We start from the raw sequence: 26,999 nt of genomic DNA on the forward strand, positions 1-26,999 counted from the left end.
TTTCACCCAAAAAAACTAGTTTCCAATCGCCTTTTCTAAAGTATTCCAGGCAAGTGTTGCACATTTAATGCGAGCCGGAATCTTCTTTACCGCTTCCATAGATCCAAGGTCTTCATATTCTTCCGAAAAATTCGGGACCTTATCTTCTAAAAGCATTCCTTTAAATTCATGCAGAATTGATTTTGCTTCGGAGATTGTTTTGCCGTAAAGACAGTCTGTTAACATGGAAGCGGAGGCTTGGGAAATAGAACAACCCTTCCCCACGAAACTAATTTCAGAGATAATATCTCCGTTCAGTTTTAGGAATAATTCTACTTCGTCACCACAGAGAGGATTCACTCCTTCTTGATGAAGATGGAACTGCTCCATCTTTCCATGATGCCTTGGATTTTGATAATGATCGAGTAGTACTTCCTGGTAAAGACTATCGCTTAAGGACACGGCCGAAAATCTCCTTCACTTTCTTTAGACCTACCAAAAGAGAATCTACGTCTTCTTTGGTATTATAAAGATAGAAAGAAGCGCGGCAGGTACCTGCGATCCCTTTGAAGTCCATAAACGGTTGGGCACAATGATGTCCCACACGGATTGCAATCCCTTCTTCGTCCAGAATCGAGCCCACGTCATGAGGGTGGACTCCAGGGAAATTGAAGGAAATCACTCCTCCTCTTTTGCTTAGATCGTTTGTTCCGTACAGTTCTAAACCGCCGAAATCTTCTAATCGATCCAAAGCATACTGTAGGAGTTCCAACTCATGGTTTCTGATCTCCTGCATTCCTACAGATTCCAGATATTCCAGAGCTGCTCCAAATCCGATAACACCAGAAATATTGGGAGTTCCTGCTTCTAATCTTGCAGGAAGATCCGCATAAGTGGATTTGTCCTTCCAAACTTTGGAGATCATATCTCCGCCGCCCATCCAAGGAGGCATTGTGTCTAAGATCTCTTCCTTAGCGTAAAGAATTCCTACACCAGTTGGCCCGAGCATCTTATGAGCGGAGAATGCGTAAAAATCAAAATCTTCTTTTTGAACATTTGTTGGAAGATGGCATATCCCTTGGGCTCCATCAATCAATACTTTTGCTCCAACTTCTCTTGCTCTACGAATAATAGCAGAAAGATCGTGAATAGTTCCTGTTACATTGGACATCTGAGCAAGAGCGACTAACTTTACTCTCTCGGTGATGATCTCGTCCAGATTACTTAGATCTAAAGTAGAATCTTGATTGAGAGGGATAAATTTTAAGACTGCTTGTTTTTCCTGGGCCAACATCTGCCAAGGAACTAAATTAGAATGATGCTCTAATTCAGTGAGTACGATCTCATCACCTTCGTGGATATTGGTGCGTCCCCAAGACTGAGCGACTAGGTTAATGGATTCAGTAGTATTGCGAGTAAAGATGACTACCTTAGCGCAGGCAGCTCCAATAAATCTGGAAGTTCTGATACGGGCCATCTCATATTTTTCTGTGGCCTTTTGGGAAAGATAATATACTCCGCGGTGAATATTCGCATTCTCCGCTTCATAATATTTACGTATAGTATCTATGACAGACTTAGGCTTTTGAGAACTGGCAGCACTGTCCAGAAACACCAAGGGCTTGCCGTTCATCTGTGTAGATAGAATCGGAAAATCTTTGCGTATCTTTTCGAGATCAAAACTCAAAGCTCTGTTTCTCCTCGGTTTCCCATGTCAATCCTCCAACTCTACTTCGACTTCGTCACCCACGATTCTAGTCTTATAGACTGGCAAATCTTCTACTGCAGGCATACAAAGTACCTTTCCGGTGCGAATATTAAACTTTGCAGAATGTCTTGGACAGACGATTACGTCGCCTTCCAAATCTCCTGTAGAAATATCCTCACCATCATGGGTGCAAAGATCTGCAAATGCACAAACTTCGTTCCCCAGTCTAGTCAACCCTACCCTATGGTAACGGGTTTCTGCTACGAATATCTCTCCCTCTTTCAGATCGGAAAGTTTAGCTAGTTTCTGAAATTCACCCATTACTCGCCCAACATCCTAGATTCTATCATAGAGGATAATTCTTCGCGAACAGTTTCGGAAGGAAATTCTCGAACTACTTCGTTCAAAAATCCTTCGACAATCATTTTGCGGGCTTCTTCTTCCGAGATACCTCTGGATGCTAAGTAGAATAATTGCTCTTCGTCTATTTCTCCGACAGTGGCGCCGTGCTCACATTTAACACTGTCAGCAAATACTTCCAATTTAGGAATGGATTCTGCTCTTGCAGTTCTGTCTAGAAGAAGGTTATTATTGATCTGGATCGCACCCACATCTTTACAATGAGAAGGTATATGAAGGTTTCCTGTAAAAACATGATGGGCCTTCTCTCTTACAACAGTACGATATAAAATAGAACTTTGTGCATGGCTTTCAGAATGAAGAATCCGGACTTCAGTGTCTTGGAATTCCCTCGCTTTTAAGGGAGAAAGGCCTACATAACGTGTCCAACATCCTTTTCCGGCAACATTCGTATCGTAAAAAGTCTTACCTTTATATCCACCCCAAGAAGCAAGACTCGCATGGAATTTAGAATCTTTTTCTTGGATGCCGTATGTAGATCTAAAATGAAAAGTAGAATCTCCCAAATTTTCCAAACTAGAATATTGGAAATCCCCATTCGGAGGAGTAAGAAGAATAGTGACTCCACTCATAAACACCAAATCTTTCTGAGAAGGTGATTCCCATCTTTCTATAAAATTAGATTTAGCTCCCGGGAAAGCATCCACGATCAGAAGAGGAAGAATGATATTTCCATCCTTACATTCCACTTTGATCTCAGGAAAAGAAGAAGGATCAGAACCAAGCTGCACATAATACGCATGAGTGAATCTGGAAAATACAAAAAGAGGAAACCATTCTTTAGAATAAAATGAAACTGCTAGTCCCGCTTTTTTCAAAACTTCCGCAAGTTTTTCAGGAGGAAGATCCTGTAATTTAGTAATCTTTGCGTTTCCGGAAACAGTTACAGAAGAATCAGGACAAACTTTAGTATATTCAGAAATTTTAAAATTAGAAAGACTGATCTTTCTCCAAGATTCCAAAGAAGAATCCGGAAATATAGCAGAGCCTAAAAGTTTTTCGGCGCTTGTACGGAATTCGGTAAGAATGGATGGCTCCTTCTTCTCCTTGATATATTCCGAAATAGATTCCGCCAAAAGCATTCCTTTAGTTCGCTCCGTTTAGGATCCAATCGTATCCTTTTTCTTCCAATTCAAGAGCGAGTTCACTCCCGCCTGTTTTAAGGATCTTACCTTGTGCAAAAACGTGAACAAAATCTGGAGTCACATAGTTCAACATTCTTTGGTAATGTGTGATCAGTAGAATAGATCTTTCTGCTGATTTATTTTTAGTGATCCCTTCGCTGATAATTCTAAGTGCATCAATGTCCAAACCTGAATCAGTCTCATCTAAAACTGAAAGTTTAGGTTTGAGAAGAGTCATTTGAAGGATCTCATTCCTTTTTTTCTCTCCACCGGAAAATCCGTCGTTCACGTATCTTCCAATCCAAGTATCAGGAACTTCTAATAAAGCTGTGGCTTCTTTCAGTTCTTTGCGGAATTCTTTTACAGGTAGATCCTTTCCTCGAACTGATTTTAAAATGGTACGTAAAAAATTTCCGATGGTTACACCAGGAATGCTAGTTGGATATTGGAAACAAAGAAAGATGCCTGCTCTTGCTCTTTCGTCTGTTGGTTTTTCCAGAAGGGATTCTCCTCTGAAAAATATATCCCCAGAGATCACCTTATATTTTGGGTGACCCATGATGACATTTGATAAGGTACTTTTTCCAGATCCGTTTGGACCCATGATGGCATGGACTTCTCCCTCACCAATGGTAAGGTCGACTCCCTTTAGGATTTCTTGGACTTCACCGGATTCGGTTTCCACTCCGGCGCGAAGATTTAAGATTTTGAGTAGTTCCGCCACGTATAGGACCCCTGCCTAGGACTATGTTTTTATGCCTGAGGCGGAGATCAATAGGAAAGATGTTTGGAAGCCGAGACTTCAGTAGGATTCCCAATCCAGGCGGAGAATGAGAACATGATTCTCGCCCAGATTCAGGGTGAATAAGACATATTGACGTTTGGTTTCTATATCATGGAAGGGCTCGGTAAATCCGGAAACTCTGCTGGAATGATAGGTTTCAGCCTTATGGCGGATGAAGAAAGGTTTCCAAGCGTAGTTATTCCCTACCTCGGTCAGCAATCTTGTCCAAGGAAGATCGTATGCTTCTCTTTTGAAAGTAGGAGTTACTTGATAACCATGCATATCGCATACAAGAACAGAAGTAGTTTCCAAAGGAAGTCTGTCCAGGATAGAACCCAATGCATCCGTCATCTTTTCTTCGGAAGAAGTTTCCAGATCTTTGAATAAATTTACGAACTGATCCAAGAAGGATTGTTCTTTCCTGAGATTCTCAAGAATTTCCAGGAATCTAAGTCCTGAGAATTTTTCGAGAGAGGTTTTGAGAGTTTTATTAAAACGTTTTTTGTCCTGAAAGTCCAATGCCGGACGAGAGAAATAAAAACCTTGTAGAAGATTTGCTCCCATGGAAAGAGCGAGATATAATTCTTCTTCGTTTTCTACACCTTCGAATAGAAGTTGAGAACCAAGTCTTTGGGACATTTCAGAAATTGCAGACAAAACGTTTTTGAAAGAGCGTCTGTTTAAACTCTCTCTCATAATTTTTATGTCCACTTTCATAATATCCGGATGAATATAACCGATCCTTTCCAAATTGGAAAAACCGACTCCAAGATCATCTACTGCGATCTTGATCCCTCTTTCTCTGAAAAGGCTTACTATATATAAAAGTTTTTCAATATTTCCCTCGAACTTATCTTCTGTGATCTCTAAAACTAGATCGTTCGGGTTAATATCATACTTGTCTATTAGATGAAGAATATGAAGACGTTTGATATCCAACACTTCTCCCGTGTAAACCATGGAGAGAAAGTTTGGCATCATGTTCAGGAAAATTTTAGTCTTAAGACCTGTTTCCTTCACATGTTTGATCGCCTTTTCACGAATGATACGATCAATATGAACTAAACGAACAGTATCCGTATCTGGATTATGAAAATGATAACCTAGAGAATGATATTGATTGGATTCAGGAGAAAATACTCTGCCCAAAACCTCGTAACCTATAATATTACGATTACCGACGTCTAAAATCGGCTGGTAATGAGGGGTATAATAACCTTCTCCCAGAGATAGAATTTGTTGGGACTCGTATTCGGCGAGCATGCAGATTCCTTCACTACTAGAATCCGGTTGAAGTATACACACAAGCATATTTCCCTGAAACTGAGTTAGGAATGAAGACGAAAGCTTGGAAAATTCCCCTTTTTTTCTTATTCTTTTCCTACATTATGGCAAATTATTTGTTTTCTTTTGTTACAAAGCCCCGTCTTAACCGGGGTTTTTATTCCAAAAAAAACGGCGACTAATCGCTATTAGATGAACATCCTATGAAAGAACATTTAGGCTCCATTCTTCATCCTTCTACATTAGAACCTTTGTTTGGAAAATATTTCGGTCCAGTGCAGATCGATAATTCCAAAGAATATAATGCAGGACTTTTTTCAAAATTCAGATCTATTGACTCAGTTCTCGTAGATATACTGGGTGAAAAAATCTTTTTAGAACTTAGGATCTATTCTACCAAATTTAAATCAGGTGCAAATCTTTTGCTTTGGAATAGAGAGACCGGAAATTTGCAGGAGGTATCTCTTTTAGAAAGTGGAACTTCTTCTTTTATTCACCAAGGAAGTTTTAAGAACGGTTATTGGAGTTTTACTAAATCGGACAAAAGATTCAATTTCAGATTGGATGATAATATCCGCCAAGGTTATACTCATTCTGCCATTTGGGAAAAAAATCTGAACTTCCAATTGGATGCACTTGCTTATACTGGAGATAAAAATAAAGGTAATTGGTTCACTCAAATTTCCCCTTCCGGGAAAGATTGGGTCTTTAAAAATCATTCTCCTGATTTAAGGGTAGAAGGTCAACTTTCCTGGAACGATCTATCCGTTTCTCTAGAAAATGGACTTTTATCTTATACTGTTTTTAAGGGATACAGCTCCGAAGTTTTTCCTTTGGAAAATAGGATTTATCTACAAATCGGAGTGAAGAAAAAAATACATCTGTATTTGGAAGAGGAAATTATAGCCTGGACAGACGGTGAAGTTCTAAACTTAGGCGATCCGGTTTGGGAATCTCAAGGCAAGAAGAAGGTTCTGAAAAATAAAAATTCCACTTTGGAGCTTGAGTTTGAGCCTGAAGTGGAAGCAAGTTTTCCAAGGCCAAAAAACTTCGGATCTGAAAAGTTTATAAAAACATTATATACTGTTTCGGGCTGGATTAAAACCAAAACGAGGAAGGAAAAGATAACAAGAGGAATTGCTCTTTTAGAGAAACGATAGGGTTCACGCTAAGGCACAAAGTTAAGAAGGTCTTCAGAGTAAAAAGAAAACATTCCTTGAAAAGAAAATAAACCTTCTCCCCTTAGCGACTTTGTGTGAAACTTTTAAAACTTTTTAAGAAGCGATCAGAAGATCTAAAACGGTTTTGCCGTCCATCTCCCCAGTGATCGGATTCATCGCTCTTTCAGGGTGAGGCATCATTCCTGCCACTTTGAAATCTGGAGAACAGATCCCAGCGATATCATCCAAACTTCCATTCGGATTATCTCCTGCATAAAGGAACAGAATACGACCTTCGTCTTTCAGTTGTTTGCGGATATCTGCAGAAGCAAAATAACATCCGTCTCCATGGGCCACTGGAACTCTTAAGATCTTATCATCAGCTAAACTGCCGCTGATCTTATTTGAGTTAGAAGCTTTTTTAAGACCGATGGTCCTGCAAACATACTTTAAATTTCTATTACGTATTAATGCGCCTGGAAGATAACCAGCTTCCGCTAATATTTGGAATCCATTGCAGATCCCGAATAGTTTTCCTCCACGATCAGTATGTTCTTTTACTGATTTCATCACGGGGGAAAAAGGAGCCATTGCTCCGGATCTTAGATAATCTCCGTAGGAAAATCCTCCCGGAAGAATTACCAGATCATATTTTTCGGAGAATTGGTCTTTATGCCAAACCTTGTCTACTTTCGCAGAATAGAATTCAGAAAGAACTCTTACGATATCATTATCACAATTGGAACCTGGAAAAGTGACTACCGCTGCTTTCATTCCGTTATGATCTCCGAACGATAAGTTTCAATCACATGATTTACTAAAAGTTTTTCGCAAAGATTTGCTACTGTCTTCTTTGCAGTTTCGAGATCTGGAGAATCCAATTTGACCTCGATATATTTTCCAACTCGAACATCTTGGACAGATTTTTCGCCAAGTTCTTGTAGAGTGGATTTTACAGTGTTCCCTTGAGGATCGAGAACTGATTCTTTTAGAGTTACGTTAATTCTTGCGATAAACATTTTAATAGTCGGTCCTGTATTTCCTTATATGCCGCTTGCAATTCCACAATCAGACTTTCCGGTAGATCCGGAGCTGGAGGAACTTTATTCCATCCGGATTTCTCCAGATAGTTCCTTAAGATCTGTTTGTCCATGCTGGGCGGAGTGGTCCCGATAACATAAGATTCATGCGCCCAGTACCTGGAAGAATCCGGAGTCAAAATTTCGTCGATCAAGATGACCTTATCTTCCGAAATTCCGAATTCGAATTTGGTATCGCAGAGCAAAATCCCGGCCCCAGCTACCAGTTCAGCGGCCCTGGTATAGAGGGAAATCGATTTTTCCTTCAAAATAGAGAAGAGTTCGGATCCAATCTCATTTTTCATTCTCTCTTCTGAGATGTTCTCATCGTGGCCTGTATCGTTTTTGATCGCAGGAGTAAAACTTGGTTCAGGCAGCTTTTCGGATTCTTTCAAACCTGGAGGAAGTTTTTTAAAAGCAAGGGTTCCATCTTGTTTGTATTCTTTCCAACCGGAACCGGAAAGATAACCGCGGACAACACATTCAAAGTCGATCCGTTTACATTTTTTAACAAGAACAGAACGATCCTTTAGATCTGGATGATCTTTATATGGAGAAGGGAATTTAGAAACATCAGTCTCTATGATATGATTCGGAATATCCTTAAAGTAGGAAAACCATTCTGCAGAGATCTTATTTAAAACTTTTCCTTTGCCTGGAACAATCTGGCGGAAAACAACATCGAATGCAGAAACTCTATCTGTAGAAGATAATATTAGGGAATTTCCTAAATCGTATACGTCTCTGACTTTGCCAATATAAGAAGGTTTTGGAAGTTCACTCATCCTTGGATAACCATGAGAGCGATATCATCGTCGTGGGTCATATTCCCTGAATGAGCCAATATTCTTTCCAAAGAGAAATTTAAAATGTCTTCCTTGGATTCAACGGCTTCTTTTAGGATCTTCTTCAGACTTTCTTCGCCCAAAATATTATAGTTCTCATCCGTTATTTCAGTGGCCCCGTCTGTGTAAAGTAATAGAGAAACACCTTTTTCTAAGACCACAGATCTAAACTCATCTTCTGTTCCAAGTTCTATAGGAATGATTAGAGGTCCCATACCAGGTAATTCCTCTACATTACCTTTATTGTACAATAGCGGAGGTGGATGACCTCCATTCGCGTATTCGAAATACCCTTTTTCATCTAGGATACCATAGAAGAATGTAATGGAAAAATCTTCTGGTAGGATCTTCTCCAATTGTTGGCGAAGAGTTTTTACTTTTTCAACAAGAGTATTACTTCTTCCTAAATTGGAAACCTGCATCTTTACCATTGCGGAAAGAAGTGCTGCAGAAGGTCCGTGGCCGGAACAATCTGCGATAAACACATGAAGTTTATCCTCTTCTATCCATGCGTCTATAAAATCTCCACCGATCTGCATCAAAGGATGGAAGACCGAATTCACACTGAAGCCGTTCCACTCCAATTGTTTTTCAGGCACGAGTTCTTGTTGTACCCTTCTCGCCATCACCAATTCTTTTTCGTACTTTTTCTTTTGGTGTAAAAGTTCGTCCTGAAGATTTTTAATACGGATGAAAGCTCTGATCTTTGCTACTAATTCTTTAGGCTGGAAAGGTTTATGAAGAAAGTCATCTCCACCATGAGTGATTGCCTCGTCAAATCCAAGCTCTCTATTATATGCAGTGATAAATAAGATAGGAAGAAGATTGAATCTATCTATTTCTCTCAGTTCCTTACAGAAAGAAAATCCGTCCTGGCCGGGCATACTCACATCTAAAAGTAAAACATCAACTTGGTTGGTAGCAAGAAGTGCGCGCGCCTCTTCCGTATTCATAGCAGTTAAAACTTGGAAACCCAAAGGTTTTAAAGTATGAACTAAAAGTTTGAGATTGATATCCGAATCATCCACCGCAAGGATAGAATAGTCGGAATAATTCAATTGGCTCTCTTGCTTCTCTCTATCCACGATCCGTCCCTATCATTACAAAATTCGTATTTTATTAAATTGAGTGAATTTTTCAATCCAACAATTCTTCCCTCACCGCTTTGATCTTATCCAAACGATAAACTATTCTATATAAGATCAAAAAAAGTAGGTGATAGGCCAAAATTCCTAACCAAAAAGAGATCCTCATGTCAGGATCCATTCCCTTTTTTCCGAGCACTGAAGAAGGGTGATTTCCAGGATTGTCCATCCAGCGAATTGCTCCCCAGGTTAGGATAGCATTCACGCTGCAGAACAAACTTAAAAAAGCGGAGAAGATATACTTTTTAGTTTGGTCCAGAACTAAAAACCTTAGAAGGAAATAAGCCACAAGACTGAGCACTAAAACAAAAAAAGAATTTAGACGAGCATCAGTTGTATCCCAAGGAGTTCCCCAAGCAAGATAAGCCCAGATTGGTCCTGAAAACAAAACTCCGATCGCAAACAAAAGAGAGATCTTATTTGCAGAAAGTGAAAGTGTGTCCCAGGTCCGATTTTTAGTCACGAGATAAGCAACCGCGCAGATGGAAGAAATTCCAGGACCATACAAAGCCACCCATGCAACTGGCACATGGAAATAAAAAATCCTGTGGGAGATCCCCTGTTCTAAGATCACATTCGGATAATATAAACCCAAAAGCACTGCAAACGGAAAAATTGATAAAAACAAAAGAGAGAGTATCCAGTCCCAGGCGGGATGCAGGAGGCGAATATTCATACGCTTGGAAGTGTGCAGGTATCCGCAAATTGTATCAACAAGAATCCTATTCGTCGGAAGTCATTTCTACCAGAAGTGCGCCCATGGAACCGTAAAAAAGAGCGAACGCCAAAATTAGAACAAATGAACCGACCAAGGCAGAAAAAGGTTGGGAGATAAATTTTCTCTCCGCTTCCATCCCATATAAAAATACAGGAATAGAAAGAGGTACGAGAAGCAAGGGTAGAAGTATTTCTTTCAAGCGAGAAGATAAGCTGATATGGGAAAGACAAACTCCCAAAAAGGAAATGCATAATAGACCCGGAAAGAAAAATACAATTTGTCTTCCGAATTCGTTTATGTCTGCGGGAAATGCGGAGAACATGAGAGCAAAAAGTCCCATCAAATAAATTGCGGCTGCAGACAACGCAATAAACACTAAAATTGATTTAGAAAAATATAAAACCCAGGGAGAAATAAAAAGCCTACTTGCGGTTCCACCACCAGCTTCTCTTTCTTCCCATGTAAACTGACCAACTAATACAAATGAGGCGACAAATAGAATGGCCCATTTTAATCCAATAAGAGCGACCAGATCAATTTTGCCGTTCCTTTCTAAAGCATAATGGAATAAAAATACCATCGCAGAAACTAATACAAGTAATGATAAAATTCCATTACTTGCTTTTCCTAATAATCGGAACTCTTTTCGGATCAGGGAAAGTATTGCTTTCATTTGGAATTTTCTCCTAATTCCAAAAGTCTGGACTTTGTATTTAAACTAAAATTAGGATCGTGGGTCACCATGATAATGGAAGAAGTTTCCAGAACATTCTCCAAAACAGATCTTGCTTTGGATTCTCCCTCACTGTCTAAAGCAGTCAAAGGTTCATCTAAAAGATAAAGATCCACGTTAGGCAAAAGAGCACGCACTAACGCGGCCTTCTGTTTCATCCCGCGAGAAAAAGAAGAAACAGGATCCTTCCTTCTTTGCCAAAGACGAAAATCTTTTAACCAAGAAATGATCTGATCTTCAGGACGGCAATCACCAGCGATACCTCTGAAATATTCTAAATTTTCCTCTAGACTAAGAGTAGTATATAGACCCAGATCATGGCCGAGATAAGAAAGTTTAGGTGATTTGGAAGAAGGAAATTTGATCTGGTCCTGAAATTTATCGTGTTGTAAAATAGACTTGAGCAATGTAGTCTTTCCAGAGCCGTTCATTCCTCTCACAAATAAAACTTCGTTCGGAAAAACGGAGAAGGAAACGTTCTTTAAAACCGATTTTCGTCCGATATTGTACGATAGGTTCGAACATTCCAATACTGGAATTGATGTTTGTAATGCAACCAATGAGGACAATTTCCCTTTTAAAAGAGTATTTACAAGGCTTAAATTTTGCCAAGTCACTCTGCATATTCCTATTATTGATCTTTCCCAATATTGTCCATGCTCAATTCAAAATAGGAGACTCTGAATACGCAGGTATACTCTGGGGAGAAAATGATTTTTTAGATCCTGAGTTTTACCAAGACGGAAGCCTCGCCCGATCAGAACAGGACTTTATAGTAGCAGCAGGTAGACATTGGAAAGGAGCTCCTCCTCCATCCAAAGCAAGTTTTGAATATGAAGGAAAACAGATCAATAATAGCGGGATCTTTAATAACGAAGCAGTAGGATTATTGCAGTCAGCAGATCCCAAAAAAAGAGAGAAGGCTATCTCCATGTTAGAAGCTGGAATGAGATTTGACCCCTCCTTCTTTGCTTTTAGATATAATTTAGGAAGGGCCTATCATATAGAAAAAAAATACCAGAAGGCTATCTTTCAGTATGAATACGCTATCGCAGAAGTCCCTAAATATTATAGAACTTATATGCATTTAGGAGTTCTATACGAACTTCTGAACGAACAAATACAAGCAGTGATATATTATAAAAAAGCGGTTGAATTAAATCAGTTCCAAACGGAGGCGCTGGTCCTTCTTGCAGAACATTATATCAGAACCGATCTTAAGAATAGAGCCCAAATTTATATTAAAAAAGCGTTAACCATAGACCAGAATAGCCCTGATGCCAAGCTTGGACTCGCTCGTCTGGAGATTATGGGCGGCAGAGATTATTACGCGTATAAGATATTCAGGAATACTGATCTATACGATGACCAAGGGAAGAAGAGACCCTATAATAAAAAATTTCATTTTTATTTTGCAGAGACAGCAAGTAAGATCGGCGATTATGTCACGGCTGCAAAAGAATATGAGGAGCTGCTAAAATTTCCCAATGACCCTTTCTTTACAGAATTCTCTCTTAAAATTATAGAAAGAAGAAGGGACCTGGCAAAAAGATTCGCAGAGATCAAGGCCGCCGACGAGGAAGCAGAGAAGGAAGGGCAATAGCCCAAACCCGAAAAAGACTTGGCAAATCAAAATAATCCGTCCAATCTTACGGACGGAGGATCCAATGAAAAACCAAACCAGGCTTTTCGCTTTGGCGACCCTCTTCTTCTTCGTTCCGTTATTGGCCCAACAAAAACAAAAGGTCAATGAGGCGGACGTATTTCAGGACGAAACAAGCGAGTACACTAAGTCCCTTAAAAAAATCATCGTAGGTCTGGAAACAACGATCAACGAACGATTAAAAGACTTAGAGCGCAAACACGATATCCTCGTGGTCCTGATGCCGAAGTATGAGAAACGCCAAACCATTGTCACGGAAGACATTCCTTTCCAAGTTCAGGACGGGTACGAAAGCAATTTGTTTAAGTACATCACCTTCCAGTTCAATAGCGGAAAGGTATCCGATATCACCTTAGCATCCGAAAGTAAAAGGATCTATTACGAGGTGATGTTCGAGAATAAAAAAATTGTCTTTAAACCGGCAGATTTAAAATCGAGCGAGGTTACTCATGAAGTTTTTGAAAAAACTGAGATAACCAGACTCAACGAGATGTCTCTCGAAAACCAGATCAAAGCTCTCAGATTGTTAGAAGCAAGTCTTCGTTCTTCCATTTACAGGATAGACATTCTATTAGCTTTGTATAAGGACAAAAAAGACCGCAAAAACTTGTATCATATAGAGTTCTAAAAAACTCTTTCGATCTAGTTTTGTTGGAACCCCGAGGTGTTATTACCTTGGGGTTTTTTATTTTCAGATCATATTATAATACTATAATCCAATAGATCGTTGAATATAAGATCCCGCCAATGATCGCAGAAGATGCAGAAAACCTAAGGATACCAGGAATAAGTCCGTCTGCAGTCTGGAATCTATCCCAGAGACCCAACTTTTTTTGTAATTCTCTTTCTTTGCCAGGAGTCATTTTAGGATAATCTTTCACGACTGCAGAAGCTTCAGGAGCCGATTCTATTTTGGACTTCTTACCTATAGTCCAATTTGAAATTTTAGCCTCCGTAAGAAGTAACTCTTCTAAGGCAGCATGATGTAAATGAGAGAGAGGACTGTAAGTTGCGTTTATCCAAGAGTCCATTACATTTATCCATTGGCTCATATTCTCCCGAGTAGGAGGAACAAACTCGAATTTTCCTAATCCAGAAGCCCAGGAATCTATTTCCAATCGTTTTAAAAGCACTGAGTCTAGCTGTATTCTTTCTGCATGTCTGAAAACAATCTCAAGTGCATTAAAAAGTTCAGTTCCTGCCGCTACCAATCTGTCCAATTCACTGGAGCTAACATCTCTATCCGCAGTTACTATAATATAAGCATTATTGAAAAATCCTTGGGCATCCTCTACATCCGTACGAGAATGATCCGCATAATGTAGGACTTCCAACAAGCCTGATAAATATTCAGACCAGCCTTTTCCTAGATCTTTTGCAGCCTGAAAATGTGCAGAATGACAAAGCCTATCATGCTCAAATACTTGCTGCAAAGAATGTTCATATTCTTTCCGAATTGTTTCGATCGCCTTAGGTAATTCCCTCTTCTTGATCTCATTTCCTCTAAAGCGTATAATACCATCCGGGGGAACTAAAAATCCATCTCTCAATGCAGAAAGTAAGTTTAGTTCTCTTTCTAAATTTTTCAACTTCTCTAGATCCTCGGATAATGAAGGAGGATATAATTCTCCCAAAGTTTTTGAAATAGAGTCAATCTTATGATCAAAGAAATTTTCTGGCTTCTCCGCATGCCTTACAAAGGATCTGCCAAGATAGGCTCCTCTATATTTACTATTTAAATATTCCTGTTGGTATTCCTCGTCTAACTTTGAGATCAGCTCTTCGTTAGTCCCAACCTCTTCAGGTAATTTTACGAGAAGTTGTTTTGTAAATTTGGCCTTAAGCTCTTCCGGATCGTCAAAGATCACCCAGCTGTCTCGATCATCTAATTTTGCAGAAACGTAATTTCTTTTAGCATTATTCTCTCTTTCATGATTATAAGGATGCGTAGCCCACATACGAGGAGGCTGCGCGATCTCAGAGGTAAAGACCCTATGCGCACCTGGATTTGTTTGCGGAAGAACTGTTACTCTACAAAAGTCAGGGTCGTTCAGGATTCTTCCCATATGATCGATTGTGCGTAAATGAAGTTTAAAAATACTTGCTGCAGCCTTATGTTCCTGAGCTTGTCTGTAAAAAAAATCTTGGGCGCTATCCCAAGTAGCGTCTGCTGCTTGTAATTTATGTAATGCATGGATCAATGCATCACTTCCAGTTACTGAAACAGATACCAAATCCGCCTGAAATTCCATTTCTCTGGACAGAGCATGTTGAGCCATGAGCACCAAATTAAAAATTGTTTCTAAAGATGCCCTTAAAGACCAAATGGCAAGACGCAAAATCCAGAATATCCATGCCAATCTGGGATCTGTATAAGACCAACTTTTCAAAAAATCATCTAATGCATCTCTTCTCGCAATAATATGAGCAGCGATTTGTTGAGCGATATAAACCCAATTACCAACAGCCATACTCTTTTGTGCAAAATGTCCGAACTCATGAGCGAGCACTGCTTTTAGTTCACTGATTGTAAGTACATTCACAAGGCCAAGACCTATCTCCAGATTTTTCTTGGATGGAAAAAAGAAATTCAGAATGGATAGATCATAGAATACACAAGCATTCACTCTAGAAGAAAGAAACACTCTATGAGGTCTAGGCGCTCCAGTCTCATCAGCTAATCTATATAAGAATTTAAATAGTTTAGGTTCAGTCTTTTCAGTGACCTCATACTCTTGGGAAATTTCACCTTTCTTTACGAAGAATAATGCCTTGAGCATAAAGAAAGAAATTATGCCTGAGACCATTGCAGAAATGATAGTATATAAATTGGAATGTCTAGATTCAAAGCCAGCAGTAATTAAATAAAAAGTGGCCCATGTAAACCAAGCCGCAATTGTTATATAAATGACTGCGAATCCGATTAGGCCTGCTACGGCTAACCATAGATTTCTTTTAAGATTTGCCGTAGGAGTTGTTAAATCTTTAGGAACATGGAGCGGGTTCTCAGGATATACAAAGTCCATAAATTCATTTCCCTTCTGTGGATCCAGGTGATAGCTATAATAAATAAACCTCAGATTCTCAGGTTCCCGACAGGATAATTCAATTTTTTTTTCGGATCCAGAATACTTTTAATGAGAGTTTATCGGAGCCCGATTCAGCTCCTCCATCTCTACAATACGTGAGCAGAACTTATTTGCGGATTTAATATTATGAGTTACCCAAAGGATCGTAACTCCTTCTTTCTTATTCAGATCAGAAAGGGCCCGTAAAACTTGATGATTTAATATTGGATCTAAAGCAGAAGTAGCTTCATCCAAACATAAAATTTTAGGGCGGCAAAGAAGTGCACGAAGAAGAGAAAATCTTTGTAGTTCTCCTCCCGAAAAAAAAGAAGGAAGACGATTTCTATCCTTACCCTCTAATCCCAAGATTGGGATCCATTTTTCTAATAAAGATCCGTATAAGTTTTCTTCTTTGAATAATTGCAAGGGCTCTCTTAAACTTTTTTCCAAGGTCCAAATTGGATTAAAACCTAAAACAGGATCTTGAAAAACAGGTTGGATCCATCTTGCTGGAATTTCTTTTTTGGATTTTCCGAAAATACGAATACTTCCTGTTTTTTTCCAAGAAGAAGGAATCGGAAGGTCTAATAATAGTCGCAAGAGTGTGGACTTTCCAGAACCGGAACGGCCCAAAATTCCGAGAAATTCTCCTGCTTCTACTTGTAGGTTCACCCCGGACATATAAGTCCTTTTGGAAGAAGATAGAGAAACTTCTTCCAAAACGATGATAGGTGTTTTTTTCTCGGACACGGATACCGGTTTAGTGCTTGCTTAGAATTCTGACAACCAATCCCTTAAAGACATGAGTTTGAAAATTACGGAAGTAGGACCAAGAGACGGACTCCAAAATGAAAAGTCGGAGGTCCCAACGCAGGATAAATTAGCTTTTATCCAAAAGCTGGTCGCGGCTGGCCTAAAACATATAGAAGCAACTTCTTTCGTAAGAAAAGAAAACATTCCACAACTTGGAGATGCAAAAGAACTCTCCGCCTCCTTGGATCTAAAAGGAGATATTCATTTTAGTGCACTCACTCCTAATTTAAAAGGATACCAAGCTGCAATCTCCTCCGGATTTAAAGAAGTAGCAGTTTTCACAGCAGCCTCTGAATCATTCACCAAAAAGAATATCAATCGAACCATACAAGAATCCATAGATGGTTTTAAGGAAATTTTTGCGGAAGCAAAGAAGGATGGAGTGCTGGTAAGAGGTTATGTTTCTACAGTAATCGATTGCCCTTACGAAGGAAAAATTGATCCAAAAAAGGTTTTAGAAGTTTCTAAAATACTTTTGGACCAAGGTGCATACGAGATCTCTTTAGGAGAAACGATTGGTACTGCAGTTCCTGCAGAAGTAGATAAATTGCTTAATACTCTTCTGAAAGAAATTCCTGCGGATAAATTAGCTGGGCATTTTCATGATACGTATGGAATGGCGATCTCTAATGTACAAAAATCCTATGAGTTAGGAATTCGATCTTTTGATTCTTCTTCAGGAGGACTCGGAGGTTGTCCTTATGCAAAAGGTGCATCCGGAAATCTGGCAACAGAAGATTTGGTTTATTTCTTCCATAAGTCGGGGATCCAAACCGGGATAGATCTTTCTAAATTATTAGAAGCTTCCGCGTTTATGGAAGGGATTTTACAAAGAAAATTAGCTTCTCGTTCCTATATTGCATTAAAAGCAAAAGCGGCTTCTTAAGTAGAAGTTGCTAGCGGAAATATGTCCTCTTCTACCCTTTCCAAAGAGAAAAATCTGAAAAAAAGTTTTGATCTTTTATATAAGAATTATACAAAACCTGAATTTTTAGATTCAGATCCATTATTTTTATGTTATCTATATGATTCGCCGGAAGACAGAGAATTTGTAGGACTTCTATCCGCGTTATTTGCCTATGGGAATGTAACTGCGATCAGAGGTTTTCTCGCAAGGCTTTTGGAGCCAATGGGTAAAAATCCAAAACAATATTTACTCAATCATGGAACCAAGATCTGGAAAAATAAATTAGGACCTTATCGCTTCCAAAAAGAAAAAGATATTTTATTATTCTTACAAGCAATCCGACTCGCCTATCTGGAAATTGGAAAATCAGGAGAGAAGTTTTTAGAATCTTGGTTTAGTCCGATCCATCCTAAAGATACAGGTTTAGAAAAAAGGATCTCCGGTTTTCAATCCAGACTTTCTGAAATTTTAAACGACTTGGATCCAGGTTGGAAGTCCTACGGGCTTGGTTTTTTGATCGGACTCGGAAATCCTAAATCTGCACACAAACGTTATTGTATGTTCTTAAGATGGATGGTTCGCAAAGAAGGACCTGATCTTGGGTTATACAAACAGATCAAAACCTCTGAGTTATTATTTCCTTTAGATACTCATATCAATCGTCTTTCTAATATTTTAGGAATTACTGAAAGAAGGACTTCTGATTTTAAAAAATCAAGAGAGGTCACAGATTATTTCCAAAAGTTTTATCCGGAAGACCCATTGAGAATGGACTTTGCTCTTTGTAGGCTTGGGATCTTACGTAAATGCAAAACTGCATACGTAGCTGAGCTATGTGAGTCCTGCGACTTAAAAGAGGTTTGTAAGATTTATGGGAAAAAGAAGAAGAGTGGTACCGCCACGGAGAATTGAACTCCGGTTACCAGGATGAAAACCTGGTGTCCTAACCACTAGACGATGGCGGCGTTTTAATTAGTTCAGCTTGAGTCGTTTGGGATTCGAACCCAAGACCCTCTCATTAAAAGTGAGATGCTCTACCAGCTGAGCTAACGACTCGAACGTAAGAACACGATATTTTTCGGCCCTCTCTGGTCAAACGAATTTCATATAGTTTTTTACTAGTTTGGAGAAGTTTCCAAACGCAAAAAATCTACGAAAAACTTTCGTCCGAATTAGAATCCGGAAGCGATCGTGTCCTTTCTGTCCGGTCCTGTAGAGATCAAATCAATACGAACACCTATCAGTTTTTCCAAAGCACGGATATAATCCTTACAAGCAGAAGGAAGTTTATCGAATTCTCCGATGCCAGTGATGTCCGTCTTCCAACCAGGGAATTCTTCGTAGATCACCTTTACTTGGTCTAGTCCCTGAGATGGGAAACAATCCAGTTTTTTGCCATTCCTTTCGTAAGCAACTGCCACAGGAATTTTATCATAAGCAGAAAGAACATCTATCTTAGTAAGTGCAATGGATGTAAGTCCGTTGATACGAACTGCATGTCTTAGAACTTCTGTATCAAACCAACCGCAACGTCTTGGTCTTCCGGTGGTAGCGCCATATTCTGCGCCTAGGGTTCTGAGTCTTTCTCCTTCTTCCCCAAGAAGTTCCGTAGGGAAAGGACCTTCTCCCACTCTTGTGGTATAAGCTTTTGTAATTCCGATCACACTTTTTAAATGATGGAATGCAATTCCAGAACCTATAAAAGCTCCACCAGTTGTAGGATTGGAACTGGTTACATAAGGATAAGTACCAAAATCAACATCTAGTCCTGTTCCTTGTGCACCTTCTAATAGTACTTTTTTGCCCGCTTTTAATTGGGATTCTAAGTAATAAGGAGTATTGATAATATTTTTTTGGATCTTAGAGTAGAATTTTTTTACATTCTCTAAAATATCTTTGGCGGAGAGTTCCTCTCCATCATAAAGTTTGACGAGTTCTCTATTCTTTTCATCTACCAGATGTTGTAGTCTGGTTTCGAAATCGCTCTCTCTAAGATCTCCTACACGAAGACCGATCCTCATCATTTTATCTGCGTAACAGATACCGATCCCTTTTTTAGTAGTTCCGATCTTACGATCTGGAGTGCAGGAACTTTCTCTAGCAGAATCGATGAGTCCATGGAATGGGAAAAGAAGATGGCATGCATCACTGATCAGAAGTTTATCATATACTGGAAATCCTTCTGCCTGTAGTTTATCACATTCTTCGATAAAAAATGTCGGGTCTAAAACAACTCCGTTCCCGATCACACAAACTGTCTGGTCGTAGATGATCCCTGATGGCACCAAATGAAAAACATATTTTTTGCCATGAACCACGACTGTATGTCCAGCGTTGGCTCCGCCCTGGTAACGTACTATGATATCCGTATCTTTGGAAAGGTAATCGATTACTTTTGCTTTCCCTTCGTCACCCCATTGGGTTCCGACCACTAATGTTGCGGGCATGGATTATTCCTTATTTCCTGTTTCTTTTGTATCTGACAGATTGATTTATATAATTTCATATTATCCCAATACCGCTTCCAGCGCATCAACATTGACCGCAAATCCGCAGGCGTCTTTTTGGGTTCCGGAGAATAGCTCATAAAGATGATCATAAGCTCCTCCGGTTAGAACTGGTTCTGAACTTCCGGACACGTAACCTTGGAAAACGAATCCAGTATAATATTCCAAATCTGGAATAAGAGTATAATCCGAACAAAATTCCACACCAGGAGTTTTGCCGAGTGAACCTATAATTTCTCCCGTTTCGGAGATGATTTTTTGGAAAGAATCAGAAAGTCCTAAAGAAGCAAACTTCTTACCTAGATCTTCCTTATGAGAAACAAATCCCAAACATAAAGATTCTAATACAGGAAAAATCCTAGAAGCCTTTCTATTTTCCAGAAACCGTCGGATCTCCGGAAGATTTTTCCTATATAATAAAAACGATAATTGCCTTTTTTCAGATCTGGAAAGTTCTAATGACTCCAGAACAGAATGAAAGACTCCAACATTGCCTAACACAACAGTCAATGGCGAACGCAGTTTAATTCCGGAGAATAATCCAGAAATCTCTTTCAAAATTCCTAAAATAGCTGGGGCGCCTGAACCACCTATATGTTCCGCACCTACTTGCAGGATTTCTTTTCTAGATCCGCTCTTTCTACCATAGTCTCTGAAAATTTTTCCCTGATAAAAGATACGTTGGTTTTCTTTGCGGTGCGCAAAACCGGCCATACCTTTTACAGCCTGAACAGTCAGATCCGCGCTAGGCGAGATCTCATTTCCATCAGAATCCCTGAATCTATATAAAGCAGAGGAGTCTTCTGCTGACATGGTAAGCAAAAAAGAAGAAGAATAATCAAAAGAAGGTAAAAATACCTCAGAGTATTTGAATTCTTTGAGCTTGGAACTGAGGGAATTTAGAAGTTCCCTTCTTTCCGAACTCTCGTTCGGTCCAAAAAAATGGAATCCGTCCGGGATCCATTTTTTCTCGCTAAACTCTGGAGGATTATGTGTCATCTGTTCTGTACGAAAAGCCCCAAAGAACAGTTCCTTTTGGCTAGGGTAGAATTCAAATCGTTTTTCCCAAAAAATAGAATGACAATAAGCCTTCCAAGGATAGAAAGTATTCTCCGGAAATCGCGTATCCAACCTTAAAGTTCGAGCTCTAAGCACCGAAACCAGATTAACCGCAAGACCTTAAATAGAGACGTAGCATGGCAGAAAAAGAACAATCCGTCGGAAGATGGCAGAAGGAATTCTTCGAGAACATTCACCTATTCAAAAGATCAGGAATGAGCGAAGAAGAAGCTAAAAAGATACTTCAGAAATTTCTTTATCTTTGTTCAGTAACTCCAATGCCTCCGGTCATGGATGTTTTTAAGGATCCATCTTCTTTAGAAAGGATCGGTGTATATACCCCTCCTGAAAAGAAAGCCAGGGAATTCATGATCGAATTCCTTTCTCCTATCATGAAATTTTTTACCGTCGAAGGTATCGAAAACCTAGCCGCAGTAAAACCTCTGATCGGAAAATACCCGGTTACCTTGATTTCCAATCACCTCAGCCATTTGGACGCTCCTGCAATCTTCCAACTTTTATATCATGCTTCTCCAGAAGGTAGAGAAGTAGCGGAACAACTCGTATTCATCGCTGGACGTTTGGCTTACGAACCAGATTTTACAAGACTCGGATTGTATATGTTCGGAACTCTTTTGGTCTGCTCTAAAAGAGACATGGCGGATAACCCAAGTCTTTCAGACGTGATGACCAAAATTAATATGAGGGCATTCCGACATTCTCAAAAATTACAACAAGAAGGAAAGATCGCTGCAATCTTCCCGGAAGGAACCAGATCCAGAGACGGAAGGTTAATGCCTTTTGTGGACACGGTCTATCACTATGTTGCAAACAAGGTCATTCTTCCAATTTCATTGGAGAAGACTGACAAAATCCTTCCTACCACAAGCCTACTCTTCAACCAGGTAGCAGGAAAACTAACTATCGGTAAACCAGTGTTAGTCGGAGAATTGTCTAAAAAGGAAATGGCTCATTTCCCTAAAGATGTTGAACATCTTCCATTCCCGGAACATGGGGACAAAAAACAATTCCTGATCGATAATTTGGCTCTACTTGTAGGGCAAAACCTGAACAAACACCAACATGGTATTTACAGAAACTTGTACAGTGCGGATGCTAGGGACGAAAACAAACTCATCAAGGTACCTAAAGAACCTAAAGAGAAGGTTGTGGTGATCGGAAATAGCAGTATGGGAATTGCGATCGCAACCGTGCTTGCCAATAAAGATGTGAATGTTTTGGTCTATCATCCTGACAAAGAATACACTTCTCAGTCGAATACAGAAAGAAGAGACCTAAGAACTTATTCTCTATACAAACTTCCTCCAAACCTAATATTCACTTCTGATCCGGAAGATCTAAAAACCGCAACATTATTTATCCAAGGAACCAATCCTTGGGAGTTGCATACGATCTATCCTGATCTTCAACCTTATCTTTCTAAGAACAAGGCTCCATTCTTCAATATTATCAAAGGTTTTACCAGTGCTGGTTTGATCCTAGACGATCTACAACATGGATTAGGAATAGAAGACGATAGGATAGGAGTGATCTCTGGTGCTTGTTATCCTGACCAGATCATGGAGAGAAAAATTTCTGGATTCGAGATCGCGGCCGTGAACGAAAGCCTGATCCCTCGCATTCAAAAATTATTAACTACAGGTTATATTTTCCCAAGATCTGCGATCATCCCTACAGATGTAAAAGGTGTTCAGTTAGGCGGAGCACTCAAAACAATTTATGCACTTGTAATGGGAATTGTAGAAGGTTATTTCCAACAAACTTTAGGTGGAAATGTGGATAATTCTCTATTCCATCTTTCCAATCGTTTCTTCAACGAGATGGTAAATGTGGGAGTTCGTATGGGAGGAAAACCAGAAACATTCCAAGGTTTATCTGGACTCACTGACTTTATGTTATCTTGTTTCGGAACAGATGCAAAAGATAGAAAAACAGGTTATGATATAGCGAACGGACATCCTTCTGAAAAAATGTCTAACGGATTCTACGGATTAAAGGTAATGCCAAACCTAATGAAAATAGATCCGAATGAAGTTCCTATCATGTATGCTGCTTACGAAGTGGTCATCAATAAAAAAGACGTTCGTAAAGTTGCAGAAGGAATGGAAGAGAGACTTTCGAGAGTTTAAAACTCTCGTCAGTCACAATCTGCGAAACCGGGACACAAAGACCCGGTTCTATCTTCCGTTTACGAAAATTTCCAGTAATCCTTCAGAAAGAGCTTCTATCTCAGAAGCTCTTTCTTTCAGAAGTCTGAAAGTTTTTTGTAATGCAATTTCCATTTCTTCTTTGGGAACTCCGAATGTAGTCAGCCCCAGTTGGATGACTGTGGTCATCATTCTGAGTCTGTCTATTTTTCCGGAATATACCATTTCTTCCAAAAGGCTTTGGAAGACCCCTCTGAAGGCCAAAGTACGGATTAGATATTCTTGTTCGTCAAATTCGGGATTATATTTTTCGAATAGGATCTTGCTTCTATGAGAGCCCCGATTTCCTATCATATCGGTCACACCCTGGGTCTTATAAGCCGCTAAGTATGTTTCCGCTATGGTAAGCTTTTTCTGGCAAAGATAGAATTGTAATCCTATTTCCATGGCAAAAACCAATGGAGGATCCATTTCACCTACCAGGCGTTCGGCGGTCTCACCCGCTTCATTGAATACTTCTCCCGCTATTGCGAGTAGTATCTCTTCCTTGTTCTTGAAAAAATGATAAAGACTTCCTGTAGTGATCTCTGCTTCCTCGATGATCCTACGTATGGTTGCCTTCTCATATCCTTCGCTTACGAAAAGTTTTCGGGATACTTCTAAAATTTTAGCCCGAACTCGATTGGACTGTTCTATTCTCTTCATCTGTTGACACCCTGCCGGAACAGAGCCTAACCATTTCACATAAGTAGTCCCTTATGGGATAAGCCTGTTCCTTTTTATTTATATGTATTTAAGATTGCGTAATGCGCCTTGTTAGCCTCATATAATTTTTTGAATACGGAAAAATTCCGATCATATACTAATTTATTCGCCGGATTCGGATTCCATCTTTCTTTGCTTGGTATTAAACTTTTGATCTCTTCGAAAGAATGAATTTTACCTAATCCTAATGCAGCTATTGCCGCGGCTCCAGTCGCCCCCGCATTCTGAGGATGATCTATTGTTTCTATCGTTCTACCTGTAATATCCGCCAAGATCTGGCAAATAATTGGAGAGCGTGCTACTCCGCCTACAAATCGAATGGTAGAAGAAGCAGGAACTTTTGCATGAGATAATTCTAAAATCCAACGTTTATGAAAGGATATACCTTCAATTACGGATCGGATGAGTTTTCTTTTTCCTGTATCCAAACCAATATTGAAGAACATTCCTCTTGCTGCAGGATCTTCGAATGGACAACGGTTTCCATGCAACCAAGGAGTAAAGATGACTCCATCACTTCCTGCAGGAGTATCCTTGATGGATTCGAATAAGTATGCGAAAAGACTTTCGTGGACTGCGTCTTCTCCTTCTGTTACATTCTTTTTTTCTAAATAAACATCTATTTCGTCCAGGGCAAGATGATCTTTTACCCATTGCAGACATTTACCGGAAGTTTCTTGTTCTCCGAAATAATTATAAAAGCCAGCTCTTGCACCAACGATAGATGCAATCCTCGCATTGATATCCACAGTTCTTCTTTTAGTTACTGTAGAAACCCAACCAGAAGTTCCTGCATAAATATGAGTGTCGCCCTCTTGTACTGCACCGGCGCCTATACCTATCAAAGTGGCGTCTCCACCTCCGCCGAAAACCGCAGTCCCTTCCTTTAATCCTAGTTCTTTTGCGGATATTTCAGTCAGACCGCCAATCAGGTCTGTGGATTGTATTAGATCAGGAAGATGTTCGAAACGGACTCCGAACATTTTGCAAAGCCCTTTATGCCAACGGCTTTTGCCTGGGCGAGAATCATATAAGAAAGTAGCAAATGCAGAATCCAAGGTCATGGTAGCTCTGCCAGTACATCTAGTAGTCAGATAATCTTTCACATCCAACCATTTATAGACTCTTGCAAATTTTTCTGCTTCTTTCGCCTCGACCCATTTATATTTCCATAATGGATCTTTTACACTTCCTGCAACTGCACCTGTGATCTGCAAGGAACGAAGAAGTTTATAAGCATTCAGACCTTCTATCTTGATCCCATGCTCTATTCCTTTTTTCATTTGCTCACGGGCTCTTTGGTCCATATAACTCATTGCTGGACGAACCGGCTTCAGATCCTTATCAACTAAGACAAGACCTTGCATTTGGGAACAGAAGGAGATCCCACGAATTTCTGCAGGATCTAATTTGGTTTCTTTTAAGACCTGAGCAGTGGTATCTTTCATAGAATTCCACCAATCTTGGGGATCCTGCTCCACTCCTCCGCCTTCTAAAAGTGTAAGTCCGTATTCTTGGGTGGCAGAATGTACAAGAGTAAGTCTATCACCTATTTCAAATAGGCAAGTTTTGGTCCCGGTAGTTCCTATATCGTAAGCCAAAACATAGACTTTTGATTTCATGCAGTAGATCCTCCGAAACCCATTTACGAGAAGTTCGATGAGTGAGCACTCACTCATCAGGAGATTGAAAAGCCCCTCAAAAAGGGCAATCCTTTTTTCTAAAATGAGAAGGCGGTTATATGCGATTGTCCTTTCGTGTCAATTGAATCGCGGCAACCAACCGCGACAGTGATGCGCAGGGGAAGTCCGAAGGACCTGAGCGAAGCGTAGCCCGAAGCAGCGCGATCCGAGCGAAGCGAGTGAGTCGCCCAAAAAATCTATCTACCTATGATCCCCTCTGCTTCCGGTTTGAATCTGTAAATATAATAAGGTCCTTTGCTTAAGATAGTGCTGTCTGTTTGTAGGAACACTTCGTTTAGCGCGCTGCAAGTTAGATACATATATCCATCTGGAGCATAACTAAATCCGTCAGGCCAACGGAAACTTGGATCCTTGAATAATGTGGTGATCTTTTTATCTGGATCGATCAGATTCACTGCAGAATGCTCCGCGTCGGTCACATAAATGTTTCCGTTCTTATCGATGCTAATCCCATCACTCATTGATTTTAAAGAATATTGTTCCACTTGCTCTGCAAGCCCCGCCGCGGTTAACGTAGAATCCCTTAAAACACTGGTTTTAGCACGGTATAATTCTCCTGAAGTGAAAGGAGCAAAATATAACCATTCTCTATTTTGGTCCAAAGCGATTGAGTCTGCATTAAATATGATAGAAACTCCTGCTACTTGGAAAGGAGATCCGTTTACTACGATCTCGTTCCTTTCTCCAACAACGGAGACATGATCTTTCAGCAGTCGTCTTGCTTTTTTGTTTGTGATATCGTACACCACGAGCCCTGGATCTGGTATCAAAGGACTTGTATCAGTAATAAAGATTGTCTCTGTCACAGTGTCTATTTGCATATCATTGAACAAAGAATCCTTAGGAGCGATAGAAACTGGGAATTCAAACTCGTGGATGGTAGTTCCTGTTTCTATATCAAATGCATAAACCTTTGGTCTTGTTAGGCCTAAATTTCCATAATCTAAGGTCCAGAGACGATTTTTATCATCTACTCTGACTGAAAGAACTGTATTAAAATTTTTCTGAAAATTCTGATTTGGAAATGGAAGGACCTGGCCATTTTTTAATTCAGCAACTTTAATTGGCGGAGAGCCTTGGGGGAAGAAGGAGAAGAAGATCCTTCCAGATGTGGAGGCACTGATATTGCCAGGTGGGCGATCCAGCTGGATCACTTTTTCTAAAGAAGTATGTGGATACTTTGGTAACGTTGTCCTATCTTCTAAATTTCCTGTTTCGCATTTTACAATGGTCAAAACAAATGCAAAGACTATAGCCCATTTTTTTAACATAGAATTTTCTCCACTGCCTCATATCATAAGGCAAAAAAGAAAATGGTCGTCCGCATTGTTTAAGTCGAACGTCCGAATTTAAGAAGTCGGTCTTTT

General features: G+C 39.8%; 26 protein-coding genes and 2 tRNA genes. 6 read left to right on the forward strand and 22 right to left on the reverse strand.

Annotation, left to right across the window (positions count from 1 at the left end; genetic code table 11):
- Positions 1-15: 15 nt before the first annotated feature.
- The 6 genes from sufU to EHQ52_RS04465 all read right to left on the reverse strand — a co-directional run bounded on the left by sufU (position 16) and on the right by EHQ52_RS04465 (position 5,278).
- A complete protein-coding gene (gene sufU, locus EHQ52_RS04440) occupies positions 16-441 on the reverse strand; it encodes a Fe-S cluster assembly sulfur transfer protein SufU (RefSeq protein ID WP_135614069.1) in 426 nt (141 codons plus the stop codon).
- Positions 425-1,666, reverse strand: coding sequence for a cysteine desulfurase (locus EHQ52_RS04445; protein ID WP_135614070.1), 1,242 nt, complete (start codon positions 1,664-1,666; stop codon positions 425-427). The genes sufU and EHQ52_RS04445 overlap by 17 nt, the downstream gene beginning before the upstream one ends.
- Before the next feature lie 27 nt (positions 1,667-1,693).
- Positions 1,694-2,008 (reverse strand): Rieske (2Fe-2S) protein, encoded by a 315-nt coding sequence (locus tag EHQ52_RS04450; protein WP_135614071.1) that lies wholly within the window; start codon positions 2,006-2,008, stop codon positions 1,694-1,696.
- Positions 2,008-3,189 (reverse strand): SufB/SufD family protein, encoded by a 1,182-nt coding sequence (locus EHQ52_RS04455; RefSeq protein WP_135614072.1) that lies wholly within the window; start codon positions 3,187-3,189, stop codon positions 2,008-2,010. The genes EHQ52_RS04450 and EHQ52_RS04455 overlap by 1 nt, the downstream gene beginning before the upstream one ends.
- Before the next feature lie 4 nt (positions 3,190-3,193).
- On the reverse strand, positions 3,194-3,955 hold the full coding sequence (sufC, locus tag EHQ52_RS04460; RefSeq protein WP_135614073.1) for a Fe-S cluster assembly ATPase SufC: 762 nt from the start codon (positions 3,953-3,955) through the stop codon (positions 3,194-3,196).
- Positions 3,956-4,033: 78 nt separating this feature from the next.
- Positions 4,034-5,278: an EAL domain-containing protein gene (locus EHQ52_RS04465; protein WP_135614074.1), complete on the reverse strand. Its 1,245-nt coding sequence runs from the start codon at positions 5,276-5,278 to the stop codon at positions 4,034-4,036.
- Between the two features lie 224 nt (positions 5,279-5,502).
- Here EHQ52_RS04465 and EHQ52_RS04470 point away from each other — a divergent pair, with 224 nt between their 5' ends.
- A complete protein-coding gene (locus EHQ52_RS04470; RefSeq protein WP_135614075.1) occupies positions 5,503-6,459 on the forward strand; it encodes a DUF2804 domain-containing protein in 957 nt (318 codons plus the stop codon).
- Positions 6,460-6,573: 114 nt separating this feature from the next.
- Here EHQ52_RS04470 and purQ read toward each other — a convergent pair whose 3' ends face one another.
- From purQ to EHQ52_RS04505, 7 genes are read right to left on the reverse strand one after another with little or no spacing between them, the layout of a single operon-like run.
- Positions 6,574-7,233: a phosphoribosylformylglycinamidine synthase subunit PurQ gene (gene purQ / locus EHQ52_RS04475; RefSeq protein ID WP_135614076.1), complete on the reverse strand. Its 660-nt coding sequence runs from the start codon at positions 7,231-7,233 to the stop codon at positions 6,574-6,576.
- Positions 7,230-7,478: a phosphoribosylformylglycinamidine synthase subunit PurS gene (purS, locus tag EHQ52_RS04480; protein WP_100706364.1), complete on the reverse strand. Its 249-nt coding sequence runs from the start codon at positions 7,476-7,478 to the stop codon at positions 7,230-7,232. The genes purQ and purS overlap by 4 nt, the downstream gene beginning before the upstream one ends.
- Positions 7,454-8,323 carry a phosphoribosylaminoimidazolesuccinocarboxamide synthase gene (locus tag EHQ52_RS04485; RefSeq protein ID WP_135614077.1) on the reverse strand — a complete coding sequence of 290 codons (870 nt, stop codon included), beginning with the start codon at positions 8,321-8,323 and terminating at the stop codon, positions 7,454-7,456. Before EHQ52_RS04485 ends, purS begins: the two co-directional genes overlap by 25 nt.
- Positions 8,320-9,468, reverse strand: coding sequence for a PP2C family protein-serine/threonine phosphatase (locus EHQ52_RS04490; RefSeq protein WP_135614078.1), 1,149 nt, complete (start codon positions 9,466-9,468; stop codon positions 8,320-8,322). Before EHQ52_RS04490 ends, EHQ52_RS04485 begins: the two co-directional genes overlap by 4 nt.
- A 52-nt stretch (positions 9,469-9,520) precedes the next feature.
- Positions 9,521-10,204 (reverse strand): cytochrome c biogenesis protein CcsA, encoded by a 684-nt coding sequence (ccsA, locus tag EHQ52_RS04495; protein WP_135614079.1) that lies wholly within the window; start codon positions 10,202-10,204, stop codon positions 9,521-9,523.
- Positions 10,205-10,250: 46 nt separating this feature from the next.
- Positions 10,251-10,919: a heme exporter protein CcmB gene (locus EHQ52_RS04500; protein WP_135614080.1), complete on the reverse strand. Its 669-nt coding sequence runs from the start codon at positions 10,917-10,919 to the stop codon at positions 10,251-10,253.
- The gene (locus EHQ52_RS04505; RefSeq protein ID WP_135615648.1) at positions 10,916-11,539 is read right to left on the reverse strand and encodes an ABC transporter ATP-binding protein; all 624 of its coding nucleotides are present in this window, start codon (positions 11,537-11,539) and stop codon (positions 10,916-10,918) included. Before EHQ52_RS04505 ends, EHQ52_RS04500 begins: the two co-directional genes overlap by 4 nt.
- On the opposite strand from EHQ52_RS04505, the gene EHQ52_RS04510 reads away from it, so the two are divergent.
- Together EHQ52_RS04510 and EHQ52_RS04515 are read left to right on the forward strand one after the other, a co-directional pair.
- A complete protein-coding gene (locus EHQ52_RS04510; RefSeq protein WP_425269377.1) occupies positions 11,521-12,582 on the forward strand; it encodes a tetratricopeptide repeat protein in 1,062 nt (353 codons plus the stop codon). The genes EHQ52_RS04505 and EHQ52_RS04510 overlap by 19 nt on opposite strands.
- A gap of 64 nt (positions 12,583-12,646) precedes the next feature.
- Positions 12,647-13,270, forward strand: a complete 624-nt coding sequence (locus tag EHQ52_RS04515; RefSeq protein WP_100711376.1) for a hypothetical protein — start codon at positions 12,647-12,649, stop codon at positions 13,268-13,270.
- 73 nt (positions 13,271-13,343) lie between these two features.
- Here EHQ52_RS04515 and EHQ52_RS04520 read toward each other — a convergent pair whose 3' ends face one another.
- Positions 13,344-15,668: a M48 family metallopeptidase gene (locus EHQ52_RS04520; RefSeq protein WP_135614082.1), complete on the reverse strand. Its 2,325-nt coding sequence runs from the start codon at positions 15,666-15,668 to the stop codon at positions 13,344-13,346.
- Positions 15,669-15,776: 108 nt separating this feature from the next.
- Positions 15,777-16,460 carry an ATP-binding cassette domain-containing protein gene (locus EHQ52_RS04525; RefSeq protein WP_135614083.1) on the reverse strand — a complete coding sequence of 228 codons (684 nt, stop codon included), beginning with the start codon at positions 16,458-16,460 and terminating at the stop codon, positions 15,777-15,779.
- Positions 16,461-16,512: 52 nt separating this feature from the next.
- Here EHQ52_RS04525 and EHQ52_RS04530 point away from each other — a divergent pair, with 52 nt between their 5' ends.
- A complete protein-coding gene (locus EHQ52_RS04530) occupies positions 16,513-17,409 on the forward strand; it encodes a hydroxymethylglutaryl-CoA lyase (RefSeq protein WP_135614084.1) in 897 nt (298 codons plus the stop codon).
- 21 nt (positions 17,410-17,430) lie between these two features.
- Complete coding sequence (locus EHQ52_RS04535; protein ID WP_135614085.1) at positions 17,431-18,342, forward strand: TIGR02757 family protein; 912 nt, start codon at positions 17,431-17,433, stop codon at positions 18,340-18,342.
- Here EHQ52_RS04535 and EHQ52_RS04540 read toward each other — a convergent pair.
- The 4 genes from EHQ52_RS04540 to EHQ52_RS04555 all read right to left on the reverse strand — a co-directional run bounded on the left by EHQ52_RS04540 (position 18,321) and on the right by EHQ52_RS04555 (position 20,936).
- Positions 18,321-18,395: transfer RNA gene (locus tag EHQ52_RS04540), tRNA-Glu, on the reverse strand. The genes EHQ52_RS04535 and EHQ52_RS04540 overlap by 22 nt on opposite strands.
- Before the next feature lie 18 nt (positions 18,396-18,413).
- Positions 18,414-18,486, reverse strand: a tRNA-Lys gene (locus tag EHQ52_RS04545).
- A 116-nt stretch (positions 18,487-18,602) separates the two neighbouring features.
- The gene (locus tag EHQ52_RS04550) at positions 18,603-19,877 is read right to left on the reverse strand and encodes an adenylosuccinate synthase (RefSeq protein ID WP_135614086.1); all 1,275 of its coding nucleotides are present in this window, start codon (positions 19,875-19,877) and stop codon (positions 18,603-18,605) included.
- Between the two features lie 60 nt (positions 19,878-19,937).
- On the reverse strand, positions 19,938-20,936 hold the full coding sequence (locus EHQ52_RS04555) for an ATP phosphoribosyltransferase regulatory subunit (protein WP_208653453.1): 999 nt from the start codon (positions 20,934-20,936) through the stop codon (positions 19,938-19,940).
- A gap of 197 nt (positions 20,937-21,133) precedes the next feature.
- Between EHQ52_RS04555 and EHQ52_RS04560 the strand changes: the two genes are divergently transcribed.
- Positions 21,134-23,146, forward strand: coding sequence for a 1-acyl-sn-glycerol-3-phosphate acyltransferase (locus EHQ52_RS04560; RefSeq protein WP_135614088.1), 2,013 nt, complete (start codon positions 21,134-21,136; stop codon positions 23,144-23,146).
- Positions 23,147-23,194: 48 nt separating this feature from the next.
- Here EHQ52_RS04560 and EHQ52_RS04565 read toward each other — a convergent pair whose 3' ends face one another.
- From EHQ52_RS04565 to EHQ52_RS04575, 3 genes are all read right to left on the reverse strand, one after another.
- Positions 23,195-23,869, reverse strand: a complete 675-nt coding sequence (locus EHQ52_RS04565; RefSeq protein ID WP_135614089.1) for a TetR/AcrR family transcriptional regulator — start codon at positions 23,867-23,869, stop codon at positions 23,195-23,197.
- Positions 23,870-23,943: 74 nt separating this feature from the next.
- Positions 23,944-25,551, reverse strand: coding sequence for a xylulokinase (locus tag EHQ52_RS04570; RefSeq protein WP_135614090.1), 1,608 nt, complete (start codon positions 25,549-25,551; stop codon positions 23,944-23,946).
- A 257-nt stretch (positions 25,552-25,808) separates the two neighbouring features.
- The gene (locus EHQ52_RS04575; protein WP_135614091.1) at positions 25,809-26,903 is read right to left on the reverse strand and encodes an L-dopachrome tautomerase-related protein; all 1,095 of its coding nucleotides are present in this window, start codon (positions 26,901-26,903) and stop codon (positions 25,809-25,811) included.
- Positions 26,904-26,999: the final 96 nt, after the last annotated feature.

The organism is Leptospira koniambonensis (assembly GCF_004769555.1).
In the GTDB taxonomy this organism is placed as follows: Bacteria; Spirochaetota; Leptospiria; order Leptospirales; family Leptospiraceae; genus Leptospira_B; species Leptospira_B koniambonensis.